Below are 23,605 nucleotides of genomic sequence, written 5' to 3'. Positions count from 1 at the left end.
TCAGGTCGACCTTCCTGCGTCGCGCACGATCGCACGGATCCTCTCGATGAAGCGGGTCTCGCCGAACTCCTCGGCCCGGGCCCGCAGTCTGTCACCGTCCCACGTCTGGCGATCGGAGATGTCCAGGGCGGCGGTGATGTGGTCCGGGGTGGGCGCGTCGAAGAAGAGCCCGGTCTCGCCCTCGAGCACCGTCTCGAGGAAGCCGCCGCCGCGCAGGGCGACGGCCGGCACGCCGAACGCGGCGGCCTCGAGGGGCGCCAGCCCGAAGTCCTCGTGGCTCGCGGCGACGAGGACGCCCGCGCCGGCGTACACCGTCCGCAGCTGCGCGTCGCTGAGCCCGCCGAGGAGTCGTACGTTGTCGGGCAGGGTCGCGCGCAGCCGCGCCTCCTCCGGCCCGCGGCCCACGACGACGAGGCGCCGGCCCGTGCCGCGCACGGCCTCGATGACGGCGTCGACGTTCTTGTAGGGCAGCAGCCGGGAGACGACGAGCGCATAGCCCGGCTCCCAGCACGCGATCTCGGGGACGGCCTCGCGCGCAGCCGAGGCATCCATCCCGTGCGGGGGCGGCAGCAGCTCGGCGTCGCGTCCGTAGGTCGCTGCGATCCGTCGCTGCACGACGCGGCTGTTGGCGAGGTAGACGTCGACCTGCTCGGCCTGACGGCGGTCCCACCGCTTGAGGAAGGGGCGCAGAGCGAGCATCGGCGGACCGAGGGGGGAGCGCCACGCGGAGCCGCCGAGGTACTCATCGGTCTGGTAGAGCCAGCGCGCCGGGTTGTGGCAGTAGACGACCGTGCGGCCGGGAGTCTCGAAGCCGTGGGCCCAGCCGCTGCTGGAGGCGACGACGACGTCCGCGTCGATCCGCATCCGCGACGCCGCGGTCGCCAGGACGGGCAGGGCGAGGCGGTGGTCGCGGCGCAGGGTGGCGAAGCGGTTGATCGGCGACGTGCGCACGTCGGCGGCGGCGAACTCGGGATAGGTGGCGTCCGGGTCGAAGAGGGTCGTGTGCACGGCGGCCTGCGGGAAGGCCTTCATGAGGGTGAGGACGACGCGTTCGGCGCCGCCGCGCTGGGTGAGGTAGTCGTGGGCGATGGCCACAGCCGCTCGGCTCATGTCACCCCCAGCTCCTCCAGCAGTCGCTCCACCCGAGACCGGCCGGCCTGCGGGGAGTAGTCATCTTCCCAACGCAGGCGCGCACGATCGGTCACGACGCGCACGTCGTCCGGGGTGGCCGCGAGGGCCTGCTCGATGACCCGCGCCAGGTCGTCGGCGTCGCCGGCCCGCGCGACCCACGGGTGGTCGGGACCCGCGACCTCGGGCAGCGCTCCCGCGTCGGAGATGACGAAGGGGATGCCGGCGGCCATCGCCTCGGCGACGACGAGGCCGAAGGACTCGGCCACCCGGCTGGGGAGGACCGCGAGGTCGATCTCGGCGAAGAACTCGGCAGGGGAGACGCGACCCAGCCGGTGGACCCGATCACCCAGTCCGGACATCGCGTCGATGACGGCGTCCCGCTGCCCGTCGGGAACCCACCGGTCGTCACCGGCGACGACGAGCTGCATGCCCGCTGCCGCAGGTGAGGTGGCCATCGCCCGCGCGACGAGGTCGAGGCCCTTGTCGGTCGACAGGCGACCGAGGAAGCCGACACGACCGATCGCCGACGGCGACGGCAGACGGGCGACGTCATCGGTCCAGTTGGCGAAGACCGAGGAGTGGCGGACGCGGGAGGAGAGGTACGCCGACGGGGTGAGGGTGCGCTCGCTCCTGAGCCGCGCCGGGAGCAGCGCCGCCTCCTGGGCGAGGGAGCGCGGTTGCTGGTGGAGGTGGACGAGACGCCGTGGACGACCGGAGGTGGCCAGTGACGGTACGAGGCCGTGGCACCACAGCAGGCCGGCCCGTTCGCGCCGGTCCCACTCCCGCAGTCGCTGCAGGTAGTCCCGTCGCCCGTCGGCGCGGATCGCGACCACGTCGGCGCCGACGCCGGCCGCGGCGTCGAGGACCTCCGTGGGGGCGTCCGGGGCGACGACCGTGACGGGACGGTCGAGCGAGACGAGCGCGGCCGCAGTGCGGATCAGCATCTGCTCGCCGCCGCCGAGGTCGGGATTGTTGGCGGCGAGGTGGATGCGCTCATGCATCGGGTGGTCCGTCAGGTTCGGCACGCAACCGGTGGCCGAGCGCGAGGGCGACGGCGACGGCCATCGGGGTGTCGAGGAAGACCTCGCCGAGCGTGATGGCCATGACGGCGACGCCGATGAGGGCCGCCTGCGCGCTGGCGGCAACGAGGTCGCCCTGCCTCGCCAAGGTCGTCAGCCGCAGGAACGCGAAGGCCATGAGTGCGAGGACGAGGAGGAGCGCCAGCCATCCGCCCTCCTGACGGGTCGCGAGATAGCTGTTGTGGAAGAAGAACTCGAGGTCGCGGATCCTGACCGTGGCCTCGCCGGGGCCGTTGCCGTACCACGGCGCACCGGCCAGCTCGAGACGCTCCTGGGCGATGATGCGCTCGCGCAGGTTGTCGCTGCCGGAGCGGTCGGAGAAGGGTCCGAACGTGGTCAGGCTCTGCGGGATGTTGTTGACCAACCAGACGAGCAAGGCCGCGAGGGCGGCGCCGGTCACCGGGCCGAGCCGTCGACCGACGAGCAACCACGCGACGACGAACGCGGCCGCGAGCAGGCCGGTGCGGGAGTACGTGAGGGCGAGACCGACGACCATCGGGACGGCCACCGCCAGTCGCACCTTGGTGCGGTCGTCGCAGTAGAAGATCGCCAGCGTGCCGAGCACGGCGATGAAGTAGGCGCCGGCGTTGGGGTCCGCGAGGAACCCGGTGAGCCGCCCGGCGTAGGCGCTGCTTCCGACCTGGGCCGCACCGAGGGCGATCACGGCGATGAGCCCGGTGGCGAGACCGGTGCCCACCGATCGCAGCGACAGGCGACCGGTCCCGCCGGCCCAGATCAGGCCGGCGAGGATGCCCACGTGGCCGACCCGGCGCTCCCAGTCGACATCGTCGCCGATGCTTTCGTTGGCGATCCCGGAGTAGAGCAGCAGGGCCAGCAGTGCCCCCAGCAGGAGGACGACGACGCTGGGCAGCCTGGCGCCGCCGAGGGCCGGGCGGAAGAGGCACAGCCCCACGAGCGCAGCCATGGCGAACTCGTTGATCGGGTAGCCGGCGACCTCGACCGAGCGCAGCGGCAGGAGCGCCATGAGCGCGAAGTCCGTCATCCGGATCTCGCGGTCGGCCTCGAGGGCGCGGGCGATCGTGCGGTCCGGGAGGTTCCAGGGGGTGTCGGTCCTGCTCATCGCGGGGCGCCGATCGAGGCGTACGTCTCCGCGATGCGCGCGGACATGTCGCTCACGCTGGGCCAGTCGTCGAGGCCGGGGCGTTCGGTCACGTCGAGGGCTTGGGCGGCAAGGGCCGCCGCGACTGCGTGCGGGTCCTCGGCGCTGACCAGCGAGGTGCCCGGCAGGATCTCCGGGTTGCCGCCCACGTCGCTCGCGACGACGCCCATCCCCCGTCCGGCCGCGTCGAGGAGGGCGTACGAGCAGTTCTCCCAGACCGACAGCATGGCGAGGACGTCGTGCTCGGCCATCGCCTTCGCGGGATCGACGAAGCCGGGCATGGACACGGTCTCGGTCAGGCCGAGGCGGGAGACCTGGGCGCGCAGCGCTGCCTCCTCCGGCCCGGTGCCGGCCAGCGTGAGGCGCGCCTCGGGGTGCGTGCGCCGGAGCTCGGCGAACCCGTCGACGAGAGCAGGCAGTCGCTTCTCGGGCGAGAGCCGCGCCAACGACAGGACCCGCACGCCTCCGCTGGGTGCTCGAGGTGCGAGCGGCGCGGGCGTCGCAACCACGTCCACCCCGTTCGGGATCACGGTGGGCCGCACCCGTGGGTGCCACTTCTCCACCATCGCGTCCGCCGTCGCCTCGCTCACCGCTATCGCCGCGGCGAAGCGCCTGAGCCGCGCCGTGTGGGCGGCCGCCATCACCCGCGCCCTGGTCGTGGAGCGGTGGTAGACCACGTCGTCGCGCGCGATGCCGTGCTCGGTGGTGACGAGCCGCGGTCCGCGACCCACGGCGAGCGCGACGACGATGTCGGCGTACGACAGGTGGCTGTGCACGACCGCCGGCCGCTCGCGGCGTACAGCCTCGCGCAGCGTCGCGACCGATGCACGCAGTCCGTGGGCAGGGCCGAACGGCCCCTCGACGACCGAGGCGCCGAGCTCACGCAGCCTGCCGGGCAGGTCGCCGGGCGGGGCCAAGAACACGAGCCGCCACCCCGGCAGCCCGACGCGCGACACATCGAGGACGTGACGCGCCACCCCGGCCAGGTCGCTGACCGGGACCACCCAGAGGGCAGTGGGTGCGGTCAGAACCATTGCTCCAACCGCTCCAGGGCGATCCAGAAGCCCTCTCCGTCGTTGACGTGTCCCTGCCAGATCTCCGGGATGAAGCTCACCCCGGGGGACATCGCGTCGAGCTGCTGCGCCAGCACGGCCCAGTCGATCTCGCCGTCGCCGACCTGGACGCCCTCGCCGTCGACGCCGGTCGCGTCGACGAGGTGAAGGTGCTCGGTGTGCGGTGCCAGCAGGTCGGTCGCGTCGGCGAACGACATGCCCAGGTAGTTGGCCGACAGCTTGGAGTGGGACACGTCGAAGCAGAGGCGCCGGTCGTGGCGCTCGGCGAACTCGGCGGTGTCGCGCGGGTCGACGAAGAGGTTGCAGTAGAGCTGGCCGCCCATGTACCAGGGGTAGGGCGGCAGGGTCTGGGCGCAGAGGCGCACGCCGGAGTCGTCGACGCGGGCCAGTCCGGCGGCCACGCGGGCGTACATGGCCTCGCGCTCGGCCGGAGTGACGAAGGCGTCGGTGGTGAAGCCGCCGAGGCTGGCGACGATGACCGGCCCCTGGGCGTCGGCCTTCCCGTCCGCGCGCTTGAGGAAGTACTGCTGCATCTCGCGGGTCGTGTCGACCACCCGCTGGAGCTCGCGGATCGACCGCTCCCAGTGCTCGTCGTCCTCGGACGCGAGGTTGAGCAGGAAGTCGCCGGCGAAGAGATCGGGGGAGTGCGTGGTGAACCCCATCGGAAGTCCGTCGGGGTAGGGCGCGAAGACCTCCTCGAGCGGCAGGTCGAGGTCCTTGTAGGAGAAGTGGAACTCGAGGAAGTCGGGAGTCGTGTCCCGCGTCATCGCCTCGATGTCGTGGTAGCGCGTCGCCAGGCCCCACGGTCGGCGGAAGTCGTACGCCCGACCCTTGGGGGCGGCATCGCCGAGGTCGGTGGCGTAGAAGAAGTCGCCGGCCTCGAGCGCGCGCGTGGTCGTGCGGCCCACGAGCTTGTCGTAGGCGTTGGGCTGCAGCCCGCGTCCGGGGCTCTTGATGTCGATGTCGGCGTCGGCAAGGACCTGGCCCACCTCGATCCGACGGGTGGCGACGAGGGACTTGGCGAGGTTGACGCGGTTCATCATCTCGCCGGTGGAGACGGCGCGGGGGGCAGAGGTGCCGAGCGCCTCCTCGACCTCGCGGACGCGCTGCACCATCTCCTTGAACTCCCCGGGCAGCAGGCTGACCTTGTGGTCGTTGCCCTCGAGCTCACGGTCGATGGTGAAGTGCTTCTCGATGATCCGGGCGCCGAGGGCGACCGCGGCGAGGGCGATGTGGAAGCCGCGCTCGTGGCCGGAGTAGCCGACGGGTGCCTGGGTGAGCTCGGCGAGCCGGGTCAGGTAGGCGAGGTTGACGTCCTTGAAGGGAGCCGGGTAGGTCGACTGGCAGTGGAGGAAGGCGTGCGCGACCCCGGTGCCGCGGATCAGGTCCACGGTCTCGCGGATCTCTCCCTCGGTGGACATGCCGGTCGAGATCACCATCGGGGTGCCGCTCGCGGCCATGTGACGCAGCAGTGCGTGGTTGGTCATGTCGGCCGAGGCGACCTTGAGCGACGGCACGCCGTAGTCGACGAGGCGGTCGACGCTGACCGGGTCCCACGCGGTGCACATGAGGTCGATGCCGACGTCGCGGCAGTGGTCGAAGACCTCGAAGAGCTGGTCGGCCTCGAGGTTGTACTTCGCGAGGAGGTCGAGGGTGTACTGCGGCCCGAGGTCCTCGCCGCCGGAGCCGGAGGCACCCTGGCGGTAGAGCGACTCCATGTCGCGCAGCTGGAACTTCACGATGTCGGCGCCGGACTCGACGGACAGGTCGACGAGCTGCTTGGCGAGGGAGACGTCGCCCTGGTGGTTGATGCCGATCTCCGAGATCAGCAGGGTCGGCGCACCAGGCCCGACCACGTGGCGGCCGATGCGGAGCTCGTCGGCGCGGTTGATCGCGATGGCAACGAGGTGACCGCGCTCGTCGACGAGTGCGACGTGATCGATGCCCGAGCCGAAGGCGTGCGAGATCTCGGCGGGGCTGCTGCCGATCGGCAGGCTCCGGGGCGAGGTGTTGGCGGCCTCGAGGGCAGGTACGTCGACGGTGAGGCTCGCGGCACCGCTGACCCACCGGCGGAAGTCACCGTCGGACAGCACGCCGTCGAGGTGGCCGTGCGAGTCGACGAGGAAGATGACGCGCGCCTTGTTGGCGGTGATCTTCTCGAGGGCGCGCAGGACCGGGTCGCCCGAATAGACGACGTAGGGCGTGAGGTCACGCTCGATGATCAAGGCGGAGGCCTTCCGTGGAGGTGCGAACGCGACAACCGTAACCAGCCGACGGTGTCGGCGTGGCGAGACGAGTCAACGGGCGGTCAACAAGCGGACAGCGAGGGCGACGTCGAGCTCGGTGTCGATGTCGATGCCCTCGTCCTCGGCCATCACGAACAGTCCGATGGTGCCGCCGAGACGGTTGTCGTGCTGCTCGTAGATCTCGGTGCGCGTGACGTAGAGCGAGCCGGTCTCGCGGTAGCGACGCGTCTCGTCCGTGAGGTCCTGACGCCGTGGTCGCGCGGCGACGTCGTACGCCGCTGTGGGCGGGTCGCCGGCCTGCCAGATGAAGGGCGGCTGCTCGACGACGCCGACCATCGAGTCGACACCGGTGTCGGAGAACTCGGCCAGCGCCCGCGCCAGGGTGTCACCGTGGCGCACCGGCGACGTCGCCTGGAGGAGGAGCACCGCGTCCGGGCGGCCGCGCTCGGCAGAGACCTGCTCGATCGCGTGACGTACGACGGGCTCGGTGGGCGTGGTGTCCTGCGCCAGCTCTGGCGGGCGGAGCCACGGGACACGCGCCCCCGCCGCGCGTGCGACCGCCGCGATCTCCTCGTCGTCGGTGGAGACCACGACGTCGAGGTCAGTCACCGCGAGGGCCTGCTCGATCGTCCAGACGATCAGCGGCTTGCCGCCGACGTCGAGGAGGTTTTTGCGCGGCACGCCCTTGGATCCGCCGCGAGCGGGAATCACGCAGAGAGTGGTCACGAGGCTGCTTCCGTGACGATCTCGGCGATCCTCCGGGCGGGCTCCTGCGGCGGCAGGGCAGGCGCGGGCGTGGGGGAGGAGCCGAGACGGTGCATGCCGTAACGCTCCCAGAACTCGCCCAACCACGCGGGAGGTCGCGGGAAGTCGACCCAGGCGTCACGGCCGCGGGCAGCAGCCTCGAGGACGCCGGTGGAGAACACGCTGACGATCGGGCCGGTGAGGTCGACGAGCGGCACCCCCCGGGTGTCCACGGTGATGCCGGCCCTGGCGTACCCCGCGAGCACGGCACGTGAGGCCGAGTCGCTCTCCGACGGGTGCGGCCGGTAGACGGCGCCGTGCTCACGACAGGTGGACCACGCCGCCTGGACCAGGCGTGCTCGCGAGATCTCAGCGGCGTGTCCTTGCCCGAGGTAGGTCAACGACTGCGCCGGTCCGTCGCTCGCGAACGGCTCGCCGGCGACTGTCTCGTCGCGGGTGCCTGCGGTCCACAGCAGCTGGCTGCCGACCACTTCGTACGACACGTCTCCGCGTGTGCACCCCCAGAAGCGGCCGTCTTCCGCCGTCCAGGCCAGCAACCTTCCTCCGGGGGCGAGTGGAGGCGCGAGCGGTGTGATCAACCCGTGCTGGGCCATGAGATAGGGGAGCCCTCGCTCCCGGGCCTCGGCCCACAGGTCGTGGCCCAGGCCCAGGTAGTGCCCATCCGCCAGCACGACCTGCACGGACCTCGGAAGTCGGGCAGGAGCGGGGACGGGCACCCAGCTGGGGAGGAGGTGTCCGATCTCCTGCTCGGCGTACACCAGGGTCGGTGTCGCGCCGAGATGCCCCAGCGGCGCCACGAGTGCTGCCCGCCCGCTGGCAGTGGTCGCGGCGACCCCCACGGCTGCGCGGGGCGGGTCGGGACTGTTGGTCCAGGCCATCCGGTGGGGAGCGGCGGACGGCCGGAGCCGGCGCTTCACGGTGCGCAACGGCGTACGCCGTGCACGCCAACGCTGCCACGCCTCGAGGTCGGCGGGCACGTGGAGCCCGGTCATCGCGCGTGCTGCCTGGCGGGCACTCCGGACACGACGGCGCCTGCGGGCACGTCCTTGGTCACCACGGCGTGCGCGCCGATCACAGCACCCGCTCCCACGTTCACGCCGCCCAGGATCACAGCACGTAGGCCGATGAAGCAGTCGTCACCGATCACGACCGGCCCACTGCCGCGGATGCTCGCGTGGTCGCGCGGGTCGTGATCGGCCGAGCCGACGTAGACCGACTCGGCGAAGGAGCACCGCGCCCCGATGGTGATCGGGTCTGCAGCGTGCAGGTGGACACCAGGGGCGAACGAGACCTCGTCACCGATGTCGATCGGACCGCCGCCTTCCTCGCAGGCGAGCCAGGCGTCGCGGGCGATCACGCAGCCCTCGCCGATCCGGATCCGGTCAGCGCCCAGGACGATCTTCGGGCGGTCGAGGACCGAGCCTGCGCCGAACGCACCGAAGGCCGACGGATAGATCCGCCGCGAGAGGAACGACGAGACGCGCCACCGCGCCCCGGACCTGGCGCGGAACAGGATGGTGGCCAGGAGGGCGGCACGAGATCGAGGCACGTGTCGATGATTGCAGACCCCCTGCGGGGGTGGTCGCTCCGCAGTGGCCTGCTCCCTAGACTCGGCCGCATGCCGACCCGGGTGCTCATCGTCAGCCCTGCATTCCACGGGATCTGGCGATCGTTGGCCGTCGCGCTGGAGGCGTCCGGGCATGAGGTCGAGCACCACCTCTACGACGAGAACGCAGGTCTCGTCGCGAAGGCGCGCCACCACCTGACGGTCGAGCTGCCGGCCCGTCTGGGACGGTCGACCGACGCACATCTCGCCGAACGACTGGGAGGTGCTGCCCGTGCCGCGGTCCTGCGGACCCGGCCGGACGTCGTCGTCACCATCAAGGGCGACGTGCTCGGTGAGCAGTACTGGGAGTCCCTGGCTCGCGTCCCCCACGTCACGTGGCTCTACGACCAGCTGGACGCGATGCGCTTCACGCCGGAGATGTGGTCGAGCCTGGGCGGTGTCGGCAGCTTCTCGCACACCGACACCGACCGGTTGCGCTCGGCCGGCCTGACCGCCGGCTACGTCGCGCTCGCCTATGACCCGACCTTCGAGCCGGGGAGCCAGCACACGGGCGGCGTCGTGTTCGCCGGGGCCAGGTATCCGCAACGCGAGGAGCTGCTGCTGCGGGTCCAGGCGGCCGGGGTTCCGGTGGTGGCCTACGGGAGGTCCTGGTCCAAGCATCCGTTCGACCGGCTGCGGACGTGGGACCTGCACCGGCCCGACATCCCCAGCGGACGCGAGCTCAGCCGCGGAGATGCCCATCAGGTGATGCAGGCAGCCGACGCGACGATCAACATCCATGGCGCGCAGGACGGCTTCACGCTCCGCACCTTCGAGGCCAGCGGCATCGGCGCGGTCCAGCTCATCGACCGGCCTGATGTCTCCGAGTTCTACGAACCCGGCACGGAGGTCCTCGTCTACCAGGACGTGGACGAGCTCGCAGAGCTCTGTCGACGCGCCTCGCTCGACCGCAGCTGGGGTGATGCGATCAGGGCTGCCGGTCGCCGCCGGACTCTTGCGGAGCACACCTTCGCGCACCGGGCGTCGGTGCTGCTCGAGCTGCTCGACTGAGGCGGTCAGCGACCGGAACGGCGACGGCCGGCGCTGGACGAGGCCTGGATCCCGAGCGCCACCGCCTTGTGGCCGACCGCATGCGGCAGGCGGTCGACGTGCCGGTCGATGAGCCGGCCCGCGACCCCCACGCTGCGGGAGCTCGCCACGCGCGAGGTGGCAGCCACCAGGGTGTTCCACAGCGAGGCCGAGTGCTGTGCCTGCGGCAGCACCGCTCCGTGTTTCTCGATGAACTTGGCATAGGCCGCACCCGAGGCGTACGCCCGCTCGAACCGCTCGGCAGCGCTGGTGACCGGCCCGTGGTGCAGGGTCGTGAAGCCCGGCGCGATCAGGATGTCGCGTCCGAGCAGGTGGAGTCGGTAGCCCCACTCGACGTCCTCCCAGCCGTAGGCACGGAAGGACTCGTCGTATCCCCCGACAGCGTGGAAGTCGTCGCGGGTGCTGGACACGTTGCCCGACCACCACTCCCAGGTCCGGTCGGAGGAGGTCTCGAAGGCGGCTGCCCGAATGGCCGCGTCGGCCTCGATCCCGTACGCCCTGGCGTACGGCGTCTCGGGAAAGACGTCACGGCACATGGCGATGACTCCGCGCGGGGCTTCCTCGTGGAGGCGCACGTGGTGCTCGACGAAGTCGGCCTCGAGCTCGAGGTCGTCGTCCGCGCGGATCAGCACGTCACCTGCGGCAGCGAAGAACCCCGCGTTGAGTGCGGCAGCGCGGCCCCGGTTCTCCGGGAAGACGATCGACCGGACCGGCGCATCCTCTGCCAGCCGGCGCACCAACGACTCGGAGTCATCGACGTCACCGTCGATCACGACGATCATCTCCACGTCCTGCTCGGTCTGGGCCCGCAACGAGGCGACGAGGACGGGGAGACGGGCTGCGCCGCCCCGGGACGGGACGACGATGGAGGCGCGGGGCATGTGCGCCACCCTAGGCAGGCCGGGCGGCGAGCGTGTCGATTCTGGCCTCCCACCGCGCCAGCTCGTCGTCCAGCCTGGCGCTGGACAGGCCAACACTGGCGGCCAGCTCCGCGAACCGAAGGCGCCAGTCCAGGGTCCGCAGCGCCCGGAGGTGGATGGCATCGGCCCGCGCCGGCGTCCATGCGGCCACCGCCTCGGCCACGGCTGTGAGCCCGGCGTCCAGGGTCGTGTCGGGCAGGAGGACGAGTCCCTCGTCGAAGAGCAGCCTCTGGCCGGCCTCGCACCGAGGAGCGATGCCAGCGACTGCGGCGCCGGAGCCGAGGGCGTCGGTCCACCGGCCGGTCACGTAGTCGCGGGTCGGGTGCGTGTAGACGGCCGGGCTGACGAGGTTGGTGAACGAGAGCGTGAGCTTCGTCGACCTCATCGCGGTCGTCAGCGCCGCTTGGTTGAGCCGGGGATCAGGGTCCAGCGGAGGGCCGCCGCTGAAGGTCAGCCCGAGTCGCGACGCGGCTGCGGCCGTGACCTTGTTGTCCTCCCACTCCGGCGGTTGTCGTCCGACTCGCAGGAGATCGAGCGGACGCTCCCGAGGCAGGTCCGGTTGGTCGAGGACGTTGCTGCCGAAGGGCAACCATCCGGTCTCCGCCCCCGTTCGCTCGGCCCAGGTGCCGACGAGCTCGGCGTCGGTGATGAAGAGCTGGTCGTAGTGACCCCGGTGCTGCGCCATTCGGGGGATCCGGTCGTCGAGGAAGGAGTCGATCACCCATCCGACGACGCGGTCATAGCCGCGGAGCAGGTAGTCGGCCCGGAGGAGCGACCCGAGGTGGGCCGGCTGCGGGGCGATGACGATGCACGTCCCTGACGACCGTCGTCGAGGAAGGCTGCCGGTGGCGCGGCGTGCGCGATCGAGTCGGGGACGGGTCGGAACGGTGACGAGCTCGGCGTCGACCATCTCGGCGAGGAGCTGGGCGAGCAGCTCGACCGTTGCCCACCCCCGGCCACCCGGATCCGTGTAGATGACGCGGGTGCGGTGGGACATGGCCATATCCTCGCAGCAGCATGGTGCGCAGCAGCCCGCACCGAGCACCGTCACGAGAGGAATGTCGTGGTCCACGCAGGCAGCTCCGCCCCCTCCGGAACGAGTCGAGGGGCCTCGTGAAGGAGCGACACGAGCTGCCGCGCCGGCTCTGGAACAACGGCCGGTGGGACCTCATCAGCACGGTCGTGGCATCGCGGCTGGTCCCGGCGCAGCTACGCCGAGCGGTGCTGCGCGTGTTCTGTGACCACATCGGCGCTGCGCGGATCCTGGGTGGTCTGAGCATCAACAACCGGCACCTTGTCGTGGGCGACAACGTCTTCATCAACGAGGACGTGATGATCGACTGCAACGTGCCAGTCGTGATCGAGGACGGCGTCGCCGTCGGCCCGAGGTGTTCGTTCATCACCTCCGGACACCTCGTGGGCCCACCGGAGATGCGACGCCGCTCGATCTCCTACGGCGAGATCCATGTCGGCAGGGGGAGCTGGCTGGCGACCGGCGTGACGGTCCTCCCGGGAGTGACCATCGGCCCCGGTTGCATCGTGGCTGCGGGAGCGGTCGTGCACTCGGACTGTGAGCCGGACGGGTTGTACGCCGGCGTGCCGGCGAGGCGCATCAAGGACCTTCCCACGGGTCCGAGGTCAGCCGACCAGGCCGGGACCTACGGCCAGTAGATGCTCCTGACCCGTCGGTCGAAGGCCGGCCAGCCGTAGGAGTCCTGCAGGGCGTCCTGGTGGGCAGCAGTCTCGCGCGCGGCGCGGAGCGGGTCAGAGAGCACGTGCAGGACCGCACGCGAGAAACCTTCGGCGTCGTCCTCGACAGCCGTCAGCGACTCCATGGGCACGATGCCCTCGGCCCCGACTGTCGTTGCCACGGTGGGCGTTCCGGCCAGGAGGGACTCGACGGTCTTGAACTTCACTCCTCCGCCGCGCAGCAGCGGGGACAGGGCGACCCACGCACGCCCCAGCACCTCCCCGAGATCCGGGACGAAGCCCGTGAACCGCACCCCGGGCGTCGACGACACGAGTGCCGAGAGCTCGGCGGAGGCACCCGGGCCGACGAGCAGGAGGTGGGCGTCAGTCCGCTCCGAGCGGACCAGAGGCCAGACGGCCTCGAGGAGCCACCGCAGGCCGGACTCGTTCTCCGGCCGTCCGAAGTGTCCGACGAACACGCAGGTCGGCCCTGCAGACGGGTCGCGGTCGACCGGGCCAGAGATCTGTTGGGCCGGTGGCAGGACGACGACGTTGTGGCGACCACCGGGATCGACGAGCTCGCGGTCCTTCTCGCTGAACACCACACCTATGTCGACGGCACCTGCAGCCACGGCCTCGGACCTCGCCGTGTCGCTCGCGTGCTTCTGCCACCTCGCCCGCTCGGGCATCGGCAACGACTCTGCATAGCGTGTGAAGGCCTGGGCCGTGCTGTCGTGGAACGTGCCGACGACGCGTGCACGAGGATTCAGTCGCCGGATCAACCGGTGCAGACGGATGTACTCGAGCCACTGGAGGTCAATGACGTCTGCGTCTCGCACCGCTGCTCGCAACGCGGGTGCAAGGAGGAGCCGTGACGCCATCGTCAGCGGTGGCCGTGTCGGACCGCCGAGGGTGACCCGCGCCTGCGCCTGATGGGCAGCGAAGCTCAGTGCTCGTGAAGCCGCCGAGCGTGAGCCGGATCGTCCGACGAGGACGACGTCCTCCGGACGGCCGGGACGCGCCAGGGCTTGCTGGTTCTCGACATTGTCGGGAACTGCCCACGTGACGTCGGCGAACGGTTCCCAGGCTCGGGCGAGCTGGGCGACGTAGCGCCCGCCGCCGTGGTCGATGTCCTGATAGGGGAAGCACCGGCTGATCGACAGGATCCTGATCCGCCCATGGGGGTCCGCCGGAAGGGCGGCGCCCGGGGTGGTGAGCGTGCCGATGTTCCCGGCCGGGTCAGGGTGGCTCACAGGCATGTCGGGGAGTCTAGGCAGGCGCCGGGATCGATAGGGTCGACCTCGTGGCACGTGCGAGGCAGGTCGTCGACGCGTTTCCGATCAATGACGAGCTCGACCTCCTTCGCCTCCGCATCGACTATCTGGCCCCCTACGTCGACCGCTTCGTCGTGGCAGAGTCTCCCCGCACGTTCACCGGCGCCGCCAAGCCGCTGCACGTCACGGACAACCTGGCCCGCTTCGCCGACATCGCCGACCGGTTGACGGTCGTGACCTACGACGCCGCAGATGACGCGACGGCCTGGGAGCGCGAGGAGCTGTCCCGGCGCGTGCTGCGGTCCGAGCTGGCAGCGATGCCCGCCGAGACGGTCGCGCTCGTGGGCGACGTCGACGAGTTTCCCAGCCGCTCGCAGCTCGAGCGACTGCCGGACGTGGAGTGCGTCTCCGTGGTGCCCCTCCACACGTTCTACAGACGGGCGAACTGGCGACTCGAGGGCGACACGCCCTGGCTGAAGGTCGTTGCATCGCCCGTGGGCCTGCTGCCGGCTGATCTCCACGCCCTGCGCAACACTCCGGCGGGTCCGCACGTGGGAGGGGCCCCCGGTGCTCACCTCTCCTTCATGGGGTTCGACGCACAGCAGCTGGCGACCAAGTTGCGAGCCTTCAGCCACACGGAGTTCCAGTTTGCCGTCCCGGCAGCGCAGCACGTGCTGTCGCTGTCGGATGACTTGGCACTTGACCACTTCGGTCGTGCCGATGCGGTGGGTCGAGGTGTCCTGACCGTGTTGTCCGAGCGCGAGGAGGGCGAGGTCCATGCGTGGTTGCGCCCGCGGAGGCCGGACTGGTTCGGTCCACGGCCCCGGGCGCTGCTCACGTGGCGCGAGATGAATGCGGCTGTGCTGCACGTCGCGATGGAGTCGCAGGATGCGGCGCTCCTGACCCGCTTGGGCACGGTGACCACCCTGCGGCACGCGGCAGCCCATCGCGCCCTCCGCCTTCGCGCCAGGCAGCTGGCCGGACGGGTCCGCCATGCCGGGCGCCGCTGAGGTCGGCCCGACGGGGCCGACGGTCACGTTCGAGACGAAGGTCTGGGAGGGCGACTACCGCACGATCCTCGACCGGGCGCGTCTGGATGCAGTGATCTCCCACAACAGCTGGGACTTCACGGCTCGGATCGTCCACGTCAACAACGTCGACGATCCCGATCAGGCACTGAGCATCGGGCGAGCGCTGGTGGCGGACGGGGTGCTGGACGAGGTTGTCCTCGTGGACGAGCACGCAACTGACGCCTTGAACCACTTCGGACTGACGAGGAACGACCTGGGGCGGGGTTACGTGTACTCGATCAGTGAGCTGGTGAGCCTCTACCTGTGCCGGACGGACTACCTCCTGCACCTCTCCGGGGACACGACTCCGAGCGGCCGGGTGGACTGGATCCCGTCGGCCCTGGAGCTGCTCGAGCGACGGCCGGAGATCGCCGTGGCCAACCTCAGCTGGACGCCTGATCTCTCCATGGTCGAGGCAGAGTCTTCGGGCCGTGACGGCGAGTTCCTGCTCGGCTACGGCTTCTCCGACCAGATGTATCTCGTCCGCGCCGCCGAGTTCGGGCAGCGGATCTACGGGGAGACGCACCCCGCATCAGAGCGCTATCCCGAGTACGGCGGTGAGCTGTTCGAGAAGCGCGTCGACGCGTGGATGCGCAACCACCAGCGGCTTCGGGCGACGTGGACCTCCGGCCACTACGTCCACGAGAACATCCGACCGGCCCCCTCGAGGATGAGACGAGTGCTCGGCAGGGTGAAGCGGGCCACCCGAATCTGAGGTCAGCTGCGGTGACCGTCGGGGCGCGAGAGCGGCCACGGTCGGATCCTGGAGGCAGCCATCTCGCGCTTCCACGCGAGCCTCGGTGCCGTACGCCGACCTGCGGCTCGCTGCACGAGACGGGTGGCGAGGTTGACGAGAGCGACCGCACGCATCGAGTGACGCAAGGTGCGCAGCCCGCCCCACTTCTCGGCGTAGGTGACGCGCGAGCGCGTGAGCCACTCGTTGGAACGGGCGGCGTCGGTCGACGCGCCGCCGACGTGGCGGACCTCGAGGGAGGGCAGCAGCCAGGAGTGGACGTCGCGAGCTCCGAGCCTCCTCTGGAGGTCCACCTCCTCGGAGTAGAGGAAGAAGCGCTCGTCGAAGCCGCCCACCTCCCGGAAGGCGTCCAGCGGCATCAGCAGGAGGGAGCCCTGCAACCAGTCGACGCGAACAGGCTGCGAGCCGTGGGGACGGACGCGCCCGATCGCACGTTGGTACCACGGGTGGAGCGAGAACCTCTGGAGGAGGACGACGCTCTCCACCGCCCAGTGCGCAGCGGTCGGGAAGCGCCTTCCGGTGGGCTCCTCCTCGCCGGTCGTGGTCGTCGTGCGGGGTCCGACGACGGCAGGCATGAGTGGGTCGGCCTCGTGGAGCAGCCGCTCCACGAAGCCGGGGGCGGTGCGGATGTCGCTGTTGACGATCATCAGCAGGTCGCCGGTCGCGGCTGCCGCACCCGTGTTCACCGCTGCACCGAACCCACCGTTGCGGGGCCTGCGGATCGTCGTGACACCGGCGATCTCGGGGAAGGGCAACGGCGAGCAGTCGTCGACCACGATGATCTCGATGCGGTGCGGACCCACTTGAGCCAGGAGGTCCAGCACTGCCTGGTGCGCGACGGCCGGATCGCCGTAGTGGGCGACCACTGCCGACACCACATGACCGCCGCGGTCAGACGGAGTGCTCATGTTCGTCCTCGGAGGTCACGATGGGCCCCAGGCTCCCGAGCTCCACGAGGTGCCGGAACTCGGCGTCCTGCTGCATGACCTCGGTGAAGGTGCCGATGGTGCGCACCTGGCCCTGGCTGAGGAACACCACCTGGTCGCACTCCCTCACCGTCGAGAGGCGGTGGGCCACGATGATCGTGGTGATGCTGCCCCGCAGCGACCGGATCGTGTCGGTGAACCGGCGCTCCGTGTCGTTGTCCAGCGCTGACGTCGCCTCGTCGAGCACCAGCACCGAGGGATCGCGGTAGAGCGCGCGAGCGATGCCGATGCGCTGGCGCTGTCCTCCGGACAGCCGCGCCCCGCGCTCGCCGACGGCCTGGTCGAGACCGTTGGGCAGGGCGCTGACCAGCTCCAGGAGCTGCGCGCGGTCGAGCGCGACGTCCAGTCGCTGCTGGTCGGGCTCGTTGTCGAAGATGATGTTGCGGCGCAGGGTGTCGTCGAGCAGCACGACCTCTTGAGGCACCACGGCGAGCTGGTCCTGCCACCCGGGCATGTTGTGCCGGATGTCGACTCCTCCGACGCGCACGTGGCCGGCCGTCGGCTTGTGCAGGCCGAGGATGGTGTCGACCAGAGTGCTCTTGCCGGAGCCGCTGGACCCGACGAAGGCGAATGACTGACCGTGCGGGATGTCGAGGTCGATGCCCTTGAGCACGCGCGTGTCGGGTTGGTCCTCGTAGGCGAACTCGACGCCGCGGAGGGCGATGTCGCCCGCCGGGACCTGCTCGGTGCGCACCGTACGGTCCTCCGCCACCTGTGCCATCCGTTGGTCGTGCAGCTCCCGGATGACGGTCTGCAGCGGGGGTCGTGCGGCACGGAGGCCATTCACGCCGGCCAGCAGGCGCACGATGCTGGGCAGGAGTCGGCTGCTGGCTGCCACGAAGACACCAAGAACGACCAGGCCGGTTCCGGGGTCGGAGTGGGTGGACGCGACCCCCGCGAGCAGCCCGATGCCGACGACGAAGATGATCTCGAGGAGGTACTTGGGGATCTCGGTCAGGAACGCCTGGTCGGCGCCGGCTTTCGCTCCTGCGACCCGACCCTCCCGGTAGGAGTCGACGAAGCCCTGGTGGGCGCCGCGGAGCTTGATCTCCTTGGCGGCGGCGAGCGACTGGAGAGCAGCCGAGGACGTCCGGCGTGACGCCGCCATGCCCTCCTCACTGGCACGCAGCACGCGTGGCCGGAGCAGGCGCTGCATGGCGAACGCGCTGAGCCCGAAGTAGATGACGGCGAGCAGCGCGATGAGGGGCGATACGAAGAAGAGCGAGCCCGCGATCAGCGTGATGGTGATGATCTCCGCGAGGACGCCAAGAGCAGCCGAGATGCCGCCGGCGAACCCGCTGGACACGCCGTACTCGGTGAGCCACAGCTTGTCGTTGATGTTCTTCGCGAGGTGCCAGTGGTAGGGGCCCACGAGGTAGTTGCGCAGCATCGTGGTGGACACGTCGACCGACTGCGTGGCCAAGAACTGGAGCTGCCACCGGCGGAAGACCAAGGAGAAGACGTCCTTGGCGATGAAGGCACCCGCGATGATCAGGGACAGGACGACCACCAGCGTGCCGTCGTCAGGGCGCCCCGTTGCTCGGTAGACGATGCCGAGCGCGCCGGAGTCACGATCCTGACCGGTGATGAACTGCATCAGCGGGAGCATCGTCAGCACGCCGAGCATGTCGAGCATCGACAGAGCCATCGATCCGAGGAGCGAGAAGGTGAGCCTGGCTCGCATGGCCGGCGGCAGCAGCTCGCCGATGCCGGGCGGGAAGCCCAACGCCCGTGCGGCCACCCGAGTGGCCCTTCTGGTCACAGACATGCGGTCATCCTCGCATCCACGCGTCGCCGAGGGAGGCGAAAGGAAGCCGCAGGTGCGAGCAACGAATCAGGACCAGCTCCGGTTCGCGCGGATCCATCCCGCCTTGCGCCGCACGCGACGCACGAACCGGCGGAAGATGATGGAAGTCCTCCGAAGCTGCTCGGCGACAGGTCCGATGGAAGGCACCTGCGCGTGTACCCCGTCGTACTTCTTGGTGTGTCCACGCGGACGCACGAGTGTCTCGTCGGTCCCCAGGCGGCGAGCGAGCTCAGCTATCGCCAGCGACTTGTCGGGGTGCCCGGGGAAGTGGCACACAGGAGGATCGGCGATGCTCCCGCTGAAGTGCCACGGGCGAGCGTTCCAACCGAGCGGATCCACCCAGTGGACTGAGCTCTCGAGCGAGCTCGACTCGACGAACCAGACGAGTGCATCCTGGTCGCCGTGGGTGAAGACGCCGAGCCGGTCGCTGTCCCACCATGCCTCGATGTCAGCCATCGGTGCCGCTGACATGGCGTCGAGCAGCGCGTGGGCGTGGGGGCCGTTGCGCAGCGCGAACACTCCGGTGTTGTAGGCCGCCCACGCTCCGTTGAGCTCGTCGTCGCAGCTGGGCGCGATCGCCAGCCACGCACCTGCTCGCTCGGCGTCCTCGAGCGCGTCCCGAAGGAACGTCGAGTCGAGGTCGGTGACGAAGGCGTCGTCGTCGAACCAGACCACCCAGTCGTGGTCGGCAAGGTGTGCTCGCAGTGCGGCGACCTTGTGCCAGTAGCCGGAGAACCCGTCGAACGGAGCCAGCTCGAGGTGATAGCCGAATCCGTGCCGTCGGGCGTAGAGCTGCTGTCCGACGTAGGACGCGTAGCGAATTCGGTCGCAACCGGAGACGATGGCAATGTCCTGGCCGGTCATGGTCGCGAGCGTAGCCGTGAGTGGAAGTCCGGGCGGTGCGACATCATGGGCGCATGCCCTTGCCTGCTCCCTCCGCCGCGACTTCGCGGTGCGGCGTCCACCTGACGAGCGGCGCGCTGCGGGCGAGTGAGGACGACCGTGACGCGAGAAGGAGCAGGCGTGGCTGTGAGTGACGGTGCGCCAAGGGGCCAGGACCGACGGGGCACGGGCATCGACCACCGGTTCGTCGTCACCGTCGACCGTGACGGCCCACGCATGCAGGAGTTCCGCGACCAACCCGGCGGACACCGATTCGAGGTGTTCGACGGCGTCGACCTCCGTCGCGAAACTCCGGTGGAGGTGGCCGGCCGGGTCGATGGCGCAGTGCTGCGCTCCCGGTACGCACGAGACCTTGCGCCCGGGGAGGTGGGTTGTGCACTCAGTCACCGAGAGGTCATGAAGCACATCGCGTCACTGTCTGCCCTCAGTGACCTGGATGCCGTGCTCGTCGTCGAGGATGACGCTGTCCTCCACGAGGATCTCGAGATGCTCCTGCCCTGGCTGCTGGAACAACCGTTCGACGTCATGCCCCTGCACCACGGCTCTGCCAGCAGGCTGGGCATCGCCGAACCGGAAGGAAGCCTGCTCATGGAGAGGCTCTATCCGATGTCTCCGTGGGCACGGAGCAACGCCACGGGCGGGTTCCGCGTGGGTTACACCTCCCCCGAAGCCTGGATGCTGACCGTGGGTTACCTCGTCCGGAAGCGCGCTGCCCGACACTTGGCCCGCCTGGAAGAGGGCCTGTTGACCAGGGTGGCCGACGACTACCGCGTGATCGGGAACCACGGGCTCCGTGTGTGCCAGGTGCGGCCCAGCCTGATCTGGGAGTCCGCCAACCAGGAGAGCGTCATCACGGGAACGGGCAGAGTGCTCGGATCGAGCGACACCACCGACACGGACGTCATACGACGGATGCGCAGCCAGGCCACCAGTCGTGGTCTCCACCTGCGCAAGCAGGCGTGGCTGACCGGTCGCGACCTGTCCTCCCGGCTGCCCTGGAGCGTTCGTCAGTCGGCGTTGAGCCGACGAGCCAGGGCGTCGTGGAACGACGCGGTCCCTCGGATGCCGGCCCGCTTGAGGCACCTCGCTCGTCCGGGAGTGCCCTAGTGCTGACGCCTGGGCTCTCCGTCGTGATCCCGCACTACGGTGACCCCGGACCGACCCGGGCGCTGGTGGCCAGCCTGGCGCCCCAGGGTGCGCCGATCATCGTTGTCGACGATGCGTCTCCCGAACCCCTGGCGGACATCGACGGAGCAACCGTCATACGTCGGGAGGTCAACGCTGGCTTCGGCGCCACCGTGAACGCCGGGGTCGCCGAGGTGCAGACAGATCTGGTGGCGATCCTCAACAGCGACCTCGTGGTGACTGACGACTTTCTGGCGTCCTACCTGGCGGCGGCGCGACCTTTCCTCCCGGCTGTGGTGGCGCCGCGCGTGGTGACCTACGGCCACGTGGGGGCGTCGACCTTCACCTTCCCGACGTGGAGGCACGTGCTGGCCCAGCGCGTGAACGTGGTGGGCAACCGCCGCACGTGGGGGAGTGTCTCGAAGCTGATCGGCGAGGACCGGCCCGACAACCCGGAGCAGACGTACGCCACCGACTGGGTGTCCGGTGCAGCCATGCTGCTGCCGACGGAGGAGTTCCGCGCAGTCGGAGGGTTCGATGAGCGGTTCCACATGTACCTCGAAGAGGTGGACCTGCAGAAGCGGCTCGCCGCACGTGGCGTACGCGCCGTCTACGTGGGCGCTGTGGTGGCGGAGCACATCGGGTTCGCCTCGTCGGCCCCCTCGCACCGCGAACGCTGGCAGCTCGAGTCGTGGTTGAACTACGCCGAGAAGTGGGGCTGGAAGCGCCGGTTGCGCATCGCTGTCGAGGTCTCGTCGCTGGTCAACCTGATCACCGAGGTGGTGCGCGGCCTGCTGGGGCGTGAGACTTCGCCGCTCCGCGACTGGGCAGCACGCCGCGCACTGACGCGCACGGTGTGGTCGGCTCACAAACGCCGGGACACGTAGTGCAGCCACATCGACGCAGGGGACGAGCCCTCGAGCGGTGACCCCCACTGGTCGTACACCAGCACGTCCCCGAAGCCGGAAGCGGCGAGCTGGCGCACCTGTTCGTGTGGGGTGACGTAGTAGGTCAGCATCGAGTAGCCGTGCGCTTCGTCGTTGACCAACGCGAAGTCCGTCGTCTCGACCTGCTCGCCCCGCAGGTGTCGCCAGTTCTTGTGCGCCCGGATTGCTTCGAGACTCTTGCGCGCCATGACGCGTCCCGGCCTGAACCGACCTTGCCACGGGAGGAGGCCTCGTCTTGCGTAGTCACGATTGTGGCTCGAGAAGGTCCAGACGCCACCGGGTCTGAGGACGCGACGAACTTCGCCCAGTATCTGCAGGCGGTCGGGGTGATCGACGTAGTCGATCCCGTTGAAGCTGAAGTTGGCGACGTCGAAGCTTCCATCGGCGAACGCGTGCATCTGTCGGGCATCGCACCACTGGATGTCCGCTCCGGGGTGCCTCGTTCGGGCAGCCTCCACGAGAGCGCGCGAGTAGTCGACGCCGACGTAGCGCGACACCTTCGCGCCCAGGTAGGCCGTCGTGCGGCCGGCTCCGATCCCGATGTCCAGGAGCGCTGCAGCTCGCAACCGCTCTGTCAGAGGCTCGAAGATGGCGAGCTCGGCCGGGCTGATCGAGGACGCTTGCTGATAGGCGCGGACGATCCGCGGATCCTCGTAGACCGTGCGGTTGTTCTCGTCAAGAGGCATCCCCGAGAGCCTACTTCGCAACTGTGGGCCGCGCGTGGGACTGAGTGGATTCGACTCGGGCCGCCACTAGAGTCCTGCATCAACCGTCAGAAGAAGGATGCTGCATGCGCCGCTTGGTGATCGCCCCGCACATGGACGATGAGTCGCTGGGCTGTGGCGGGCTGCTCGCCAAGTACCCGGAAGACGCAACGGTCGTGGTCGTCACCCAGAGTGGCGAGACCCGACGCAGTGAGCACAGGAGAGCGATGGACGTCCTCGGCGTCTCCGACTCCCGCTGCCTCGACTTCGACGACGGCACCACCCAGCAGCACATGACCGACCTGGTGCACCAGCTCGATGTCGTGATGGCGGACGTGAAGCCTGAGGAGGTCTACCTTCCGTTCCCCTCGCTCCACCAGGACCACATCGGCGTCTACGAGGCGGGCATGCGGTCTGCGCGTCTCTCGATGTCCGCAGGTCACTGGGTCCCGAACTCGGTGCTCGTCTACGACATCGCCGTCTACGACGTGAACCTCTATCCCTCCGACCTGCGGTGGAACGTCTTCGAGGCGCTCACCGAGGATCAGGCCGACATGAAGGCTGCCGCGTGCGACGCCTACGTCTCGGAGAATCCGGGCGGCGCTCACCCGATGAACAGCATCAAGGAGATCGCCGCGACAGTGGGTCACATGCGCAAGGTCGACTTCGCCGAGCAGTACGCCCTCGTGCGCCAGGTGCGCCGGTGAAGGTCACCATCCATCAGCCGGACCTGCTCCCCTACTCGGGCTTCTGGTTCAAGATGGCGACGAGCGACGTGTTCGTGCTCTCCGTGCACGACCAGTTCCAGAAGCATGGCTACCAGCGTCGAGTGACGATGCGGGGCACGTGGTGCTCGCACCAGCTCGTGGGCAGGCCGTCGATGGTGCCGATCAACACCGTCGAGGTCGCCGACGGGTGGCAACGCCGCATCGTCGACGTGATCCAGGGGAGGTACGCCGGTTCGACGTACTTCAGCACTCGCGGCAACGAGCTCACCGAGCAGATCCTCGACTGCGAGGGTCGGCTGCTCCATGAGGTCAACGTGGCCATGATCGAGATCGTGAGGAGCATGCTCGGCATCACCACCCCGCTGGTCGTCACGGAGCCTCCTGCGAGGGCAGGCACCGAGCGGCTCATCGAGCAGGTGCAGATGGTGGGTGGAACGTCGTACCTCGCCGGCCAGGGTGGTCGTGCCTACATGGGCGACGACCCGGAGGGTCGATTCGCGGAGGCAGGTCTCGAGCTGCTGTGGTCGACGCACCGCGTCACGACCGGGGACTCGATCGTGGACCTGCTCATGGATGAAGAAGCACCCATGGAGCTCGTCCTGAAACAGGCGCCGTGAGGCTGGCGCCC

23 protein-coding genes are annotated in these 23,605 nt (G+C 69.7%); 8 read left to right on the top strand and 15 right to left on the bottom strand.

What is annotated here, in order from left to right; translation table 11 throughout:
- From BM127_RS03360 to BM127_RS03325, 8 genes are all read right to left on the bottom strand, one after another.
- The gene (locus BM127_RS03360) at nucleotides 1–1,110 is read right to left on the bottom strand and encodes a glycosyltransferase (protein WP_091194203.1); all 1,110 of its coding nucleotides are present in this window, start codon (nucleotides 1,108–1,110) and stop codon (nucleotides 1–3) included.
- Nucleotides 1,107–2,132 (bottom strand): glycosyltransferase family 4 protein, encoded by a 1,026-nt coding sequence (locus tag BM127_RS03355; RefSeq protein ID WP_091194200.1) that lies wholly within the window; start codon nucleotides 2,130–2,132, stop codon nucleotides 1,107–1,109. The genes BM127_RS03360 and BM127_RS03355 overlap by 4 nt, the downstream gene beginning before the upstream one ends.
- On the bottom strand, nucleotides 2,125–3,291 hold the full coding sequence (locus tag BM127_RS03350) for an O-antigen ligase family protein (RefSeq protein ID WP_091194197.1): 1,167 nt from the start codon (nucleotides 3,289–3,291) through the stop codon (nucleotides 2,125–2,127). Before BM127_RS03350 ends, BM127_RS03355 begins: the two co-directional genes overlap by 8 nt.
- Nucleotides 3,288–4,364 carry a glycosyltransferase family 4 protein gene (locus BM127_RS03345; protein ID WP_231263098.1) on the bottom strand — a complete coding sequence of 359 codons (1,077 nt, stop codon included), beginning with the start codon at nucleotides 4,362–4,364 and terminating at the stop codon, nucleotides 3,288–3,290. The genes BM127_RS03350 and BM127_RS03345 overlap by 4 nt, the downstream gene beginning before the upstream one ends.
- Entirely contained in the window at nucleotides 4,355–6,628 is a 2,274-nt protein-coding gene (locus tag BM127_RS03340; RefSeq protein WP_091194195.1) for an N-acetylneuraminate synthase family protein, read from the bottom strand. The genes BM127_RS03345 and BM127_RS03340 overlap by 10 nt, the downstream gene beginning before the upstream one ends.
- Before the next feature lie 72 nt (nucleotides 6,629–6,700).
- Nucleotides 6,701–7,330: an acylneuraminate cytidylyltransferase family protein gene (locus BM127_RS03335; RefSeq protein WP_231263099.1), complete on the bottom strand. Its 630-nt coding sequence runs from the start codon at nucleotides 7,328–7,330 to the stop codon at nucleotides 6,701–6,703.
- 41 nt (nucleotides 7,331–7,371) lie between these two features.
- Nucleotides 7,372–8,406 carry an RNA-binding protein gene (locus BM127_RS03330; protein WP_139227614.1) on the bottom strand — a complete coding sequence of 345 codons (1,035 nt, stop codon included), beginning with the start codon at nucleotides 8,404–8,406 and terminating at the stop codon, nucleotides 7,372–7,374.
- Nucleotides 8,403–8,963, bottom strand: coding sequence for an acyltransferase (locus tag BM127_RS03325; protein WP_231263100.1), 561 nt, complete (start codon nucleotides 8,961–8,963; stop codon nucleotides 8,403–8,405). The genes BM127_RS03330 and BM127_RS03325 overlap by 4 nt, the downstream gene beginning before the upstream one ends.
- A 69-nt stretch (nucleotides 8,964–9,032) precedes the next feature.
- Between BM127_RS03325 and BM127_RS03320 the strand changes: the two genes are divergently transcribed.
- Nucleotides 9,033–10,031, top strand: coding sequence for a CgeB family protein (locus tag BM127_RS03320; RefSeq protein WP_231263101.1), 999 nt, complete (start codon nucleotides 9,033–9,035; stop codon nucleotides 10,029–10,031).
- Nucleotides 10,032–10,036: 5 nt separating this feature from the next.
- On the opposite strand, the gene BM127_RS03315 is transcribed toward BM127_RS03320, so the two are convergent.
- A complete protein-coding gene (locus tag BM127_RS03315) occupies nucleotides 10,037–10,951 on the bottom strand; it encodes a glycosyltransferase family 2 protein (RefSeq protein ID WP_157829664.1) in 915 nt (304 codons plus the stop codon).
- A gap of 10 nt (nucleotides 10,952–10,961) precedes the next feature.
- Nucleotides 10,962–11,987: a glycosyltransferase family 1 protein gene (locus BM127_RS22105; RefSeq protein WP_157829663.1), complete on the bottom strand. Its 1,026-nt coding sequence runs from the start codon at nucleotides 11,985–11,987 to the stop codon at nucleotides 10,962–10,964.
- 116 nt (nucleotides 11,988–12,103) lie between these two features.
- Between BM127_RS22105 and BM127_RS03310 the strand changes: the two genes are divergently transcribed.
- Nucleotides 12,104–12,661 carry an acyltransferase gene (locus tag BM127_RS03310; RefSeq protein ID WP_157829662.1) on the top strand — a complete coding sequence of 186 codons (558 nt, stop codon included), beginning with the start codon at nucleotides 12,104–12,106 and terminating at the stop codon, nucleotides 12,659–12,661.
- Here the strand turns inward: BM127_RS03310 and BM127_RS03305 are convergent.
- Nucleotides 12,649–13,938 carry a glycosyltransferase gene (locus BM127_RS03305; RefSeq protein WP_091194179.1) on the bottom strand — a complete coding sequence of 430 codons (1,290 nt, stop codon included), beginning with the start codon at nucleotides 13,936–13,938 and terminating at the stop codon, nucleotides 12,649–12,651. The two genes, BM127_RS03310 and BM127_RS03305, sit on opposite strands and share 13 nt — an antisense overlap.
- 44 nt (nucleotides 13,939–13,982) lie before the next feature.
- Here BM127_RS03305 and BM127_RS03300 point away from each other — a divergent pair, with 44 nt between their 5' ends.
- Both BM127_RS03300 and BM127_RS03295 read left to right on the top strand, forming a co-directional pair.
- Nucleotides 13,983–14,963, top strand: coding sequence for a glycosyltransferase family 17 protein (locus BM127_RS03300; RefSeq protein ID WP_157829661.1), 981 nt, complete (start codon nucleotides 13,983–13,985; stop codon nucleotides 14,961–14,963).
- Nucleotides 14,947–15,738, top strand: a complete 792-nt coding sequence (locus tag BM127_RS03295) for a hypothetical protein (RefSeq protein WP_091194174.1) — start codon at nucleotides 14,947–14,949, stop codon at nucleotides 15,736–15,738. Before BM127_RS03300 ends, BM127_RS03295 begins: the two co-directional genes overlap by 17 nt.
- 2 nt (nucleotides 15,739–15,740) lie before the next feature.
- Here the strand turns inward: BM127_RS03295 and BM127_RS03290 are convergent, their stop codons facing one another.
- The 3 genes from BM127_RS03290 to BM127_RS03280 all read right to left on the bottom strand — a co-directional run bounded on the left by BM127_RS03290 (nucleotide 15,741) and on the right by BM127_RS03280 (nucleotide 19,434).
- Entirely contained in the window at nucleotides 15,741–16,685 is a 945-nt protein-coding gene (locus tag BM127_RS03290) for a glycosyltransferase family 2 protein (RefSeq protein WP_091194172.1), read from the bottom strand.
- The gene (locus tag BM127_RS03285) at nucleotides 16,669–18,531 is read right to left on the bottom strand and encodes an ABC transporter ATP-binding protein (protein WP_091194170.1); all 1,863 of its coding nucleotides are present in this window, start codon (nucleotides 18,529–18,531) and stop codon (nucleotides 16,669–16,671) included. Before BM127_RS03285 ends, BM127_RS03290 begins: the two co-directional genes overlap by 17 nt.
- A gap of 66 nt (nucleotides 18,532–18,597) precedes the next feature.
- Entirely contained in the window at nucleotides 18,598–19,434 is an 837-nt protein-coding gene (locus BM127_RS03280) for a glycosyltransferase family protein (RefSeq protein ID WP_091194167.1), read from the bottom strand.
- Nucleotides 19,435–19,593: 159 nt separating this feature from the next.
- Here BM127_RS03280 and BM127_RS03275 point away from each other — a divergent pair, with 159 nt between their 5' ends.
- Together BM127_RS03275 and BM127_RS22100 are read left to right on the top strand one after the other, a co-directional pair.
- Nucleotides 19,594–20,580 (top strand): glycosyltransferase family 25 protein, encoded by a 987-nt coding sequence (locus BM127_RS03275; RefSeq protein ID WP_091194165.1) that lies wholly within the window; start codon nucleotides 19,594–19,596, stop codon nucleotides 20,578–20,580.
- A 23-nt stretch (nucleotides 20,581–20,603) separates the two neighbouring features.
- Nucleotides 20,604–21,485, top strand: coding sequence for a glycosyltransferase family 2 protein (locus BM127_RS22100; protein WP_157829660.1), 882 nt, complete (start codon nucleotides 20,604–20,606; stop codon nucleotides 21,483–21,485).
- Here the strand turns inward: BM127_RS22100 and BM127_RS03265 are convergent.
- A complete protein-coding gene (locus BM127_RS03265) occupies nucleotides 21,464–22,231 on the bottom strand; it encodes a class I SAM-dependent methyltransferase (RefSeq protein WP_091194161.1) in 768 nt (255 codons plus the stop codon). The two genes, BM127_RS22100 and BM127_RS03265, sit on opposite strands and share 22 nt — an antisense overlap.
- Nucleotides 22,232–22,335: 104 nt before the next feature.
- Between BM127_RS03265 and BM127_RS03260 the strand changes: the two genes are divergently transcribed.
- Nucleotides 22,336–22,956, top strand: a complete 621-nt coding sequence (locus tag BM127_RS03260; RefSeq protein ID WP_091194158.1) for a PIG-L deacetylase family protein — start codon at nucleotides 22,336–22,338, stop codon at nucleotides 22,954–22,956.
- Nucleotides 22,953–23,594: a WbqC family protein gene (locus BM127_RS03255; RefSeq protein WP_091194155.1), complete on the top strand. Its 642-nt coding sequence runs from the start codon at nucleotides 22,953–22,955 to the stop codon at nucleotides 23,592–23,594. Before BM127_RS03260 ends, BM127_RS03255 begins: the two co-directional genes overlap by 4 nt.
- Nucleotides 23,595–23,605 lie beyond the last annotated feature (11 nt).

Origin of the sequence: Nocardioides alpinus (assembly GCF_900112035.1) — a bacterium.
Lineage (GTDB): Bacteria > Actinomycetota > Actinomycetes > Propionibacteriales > Nocardioidaceae > Nocardioides > Nocardioides alpinus.
The sequence above is the reverse complement of the archived record's forward strand: the minus strand, read 5'-3'. Positions and strand labels throughout refer to the sequence as shown.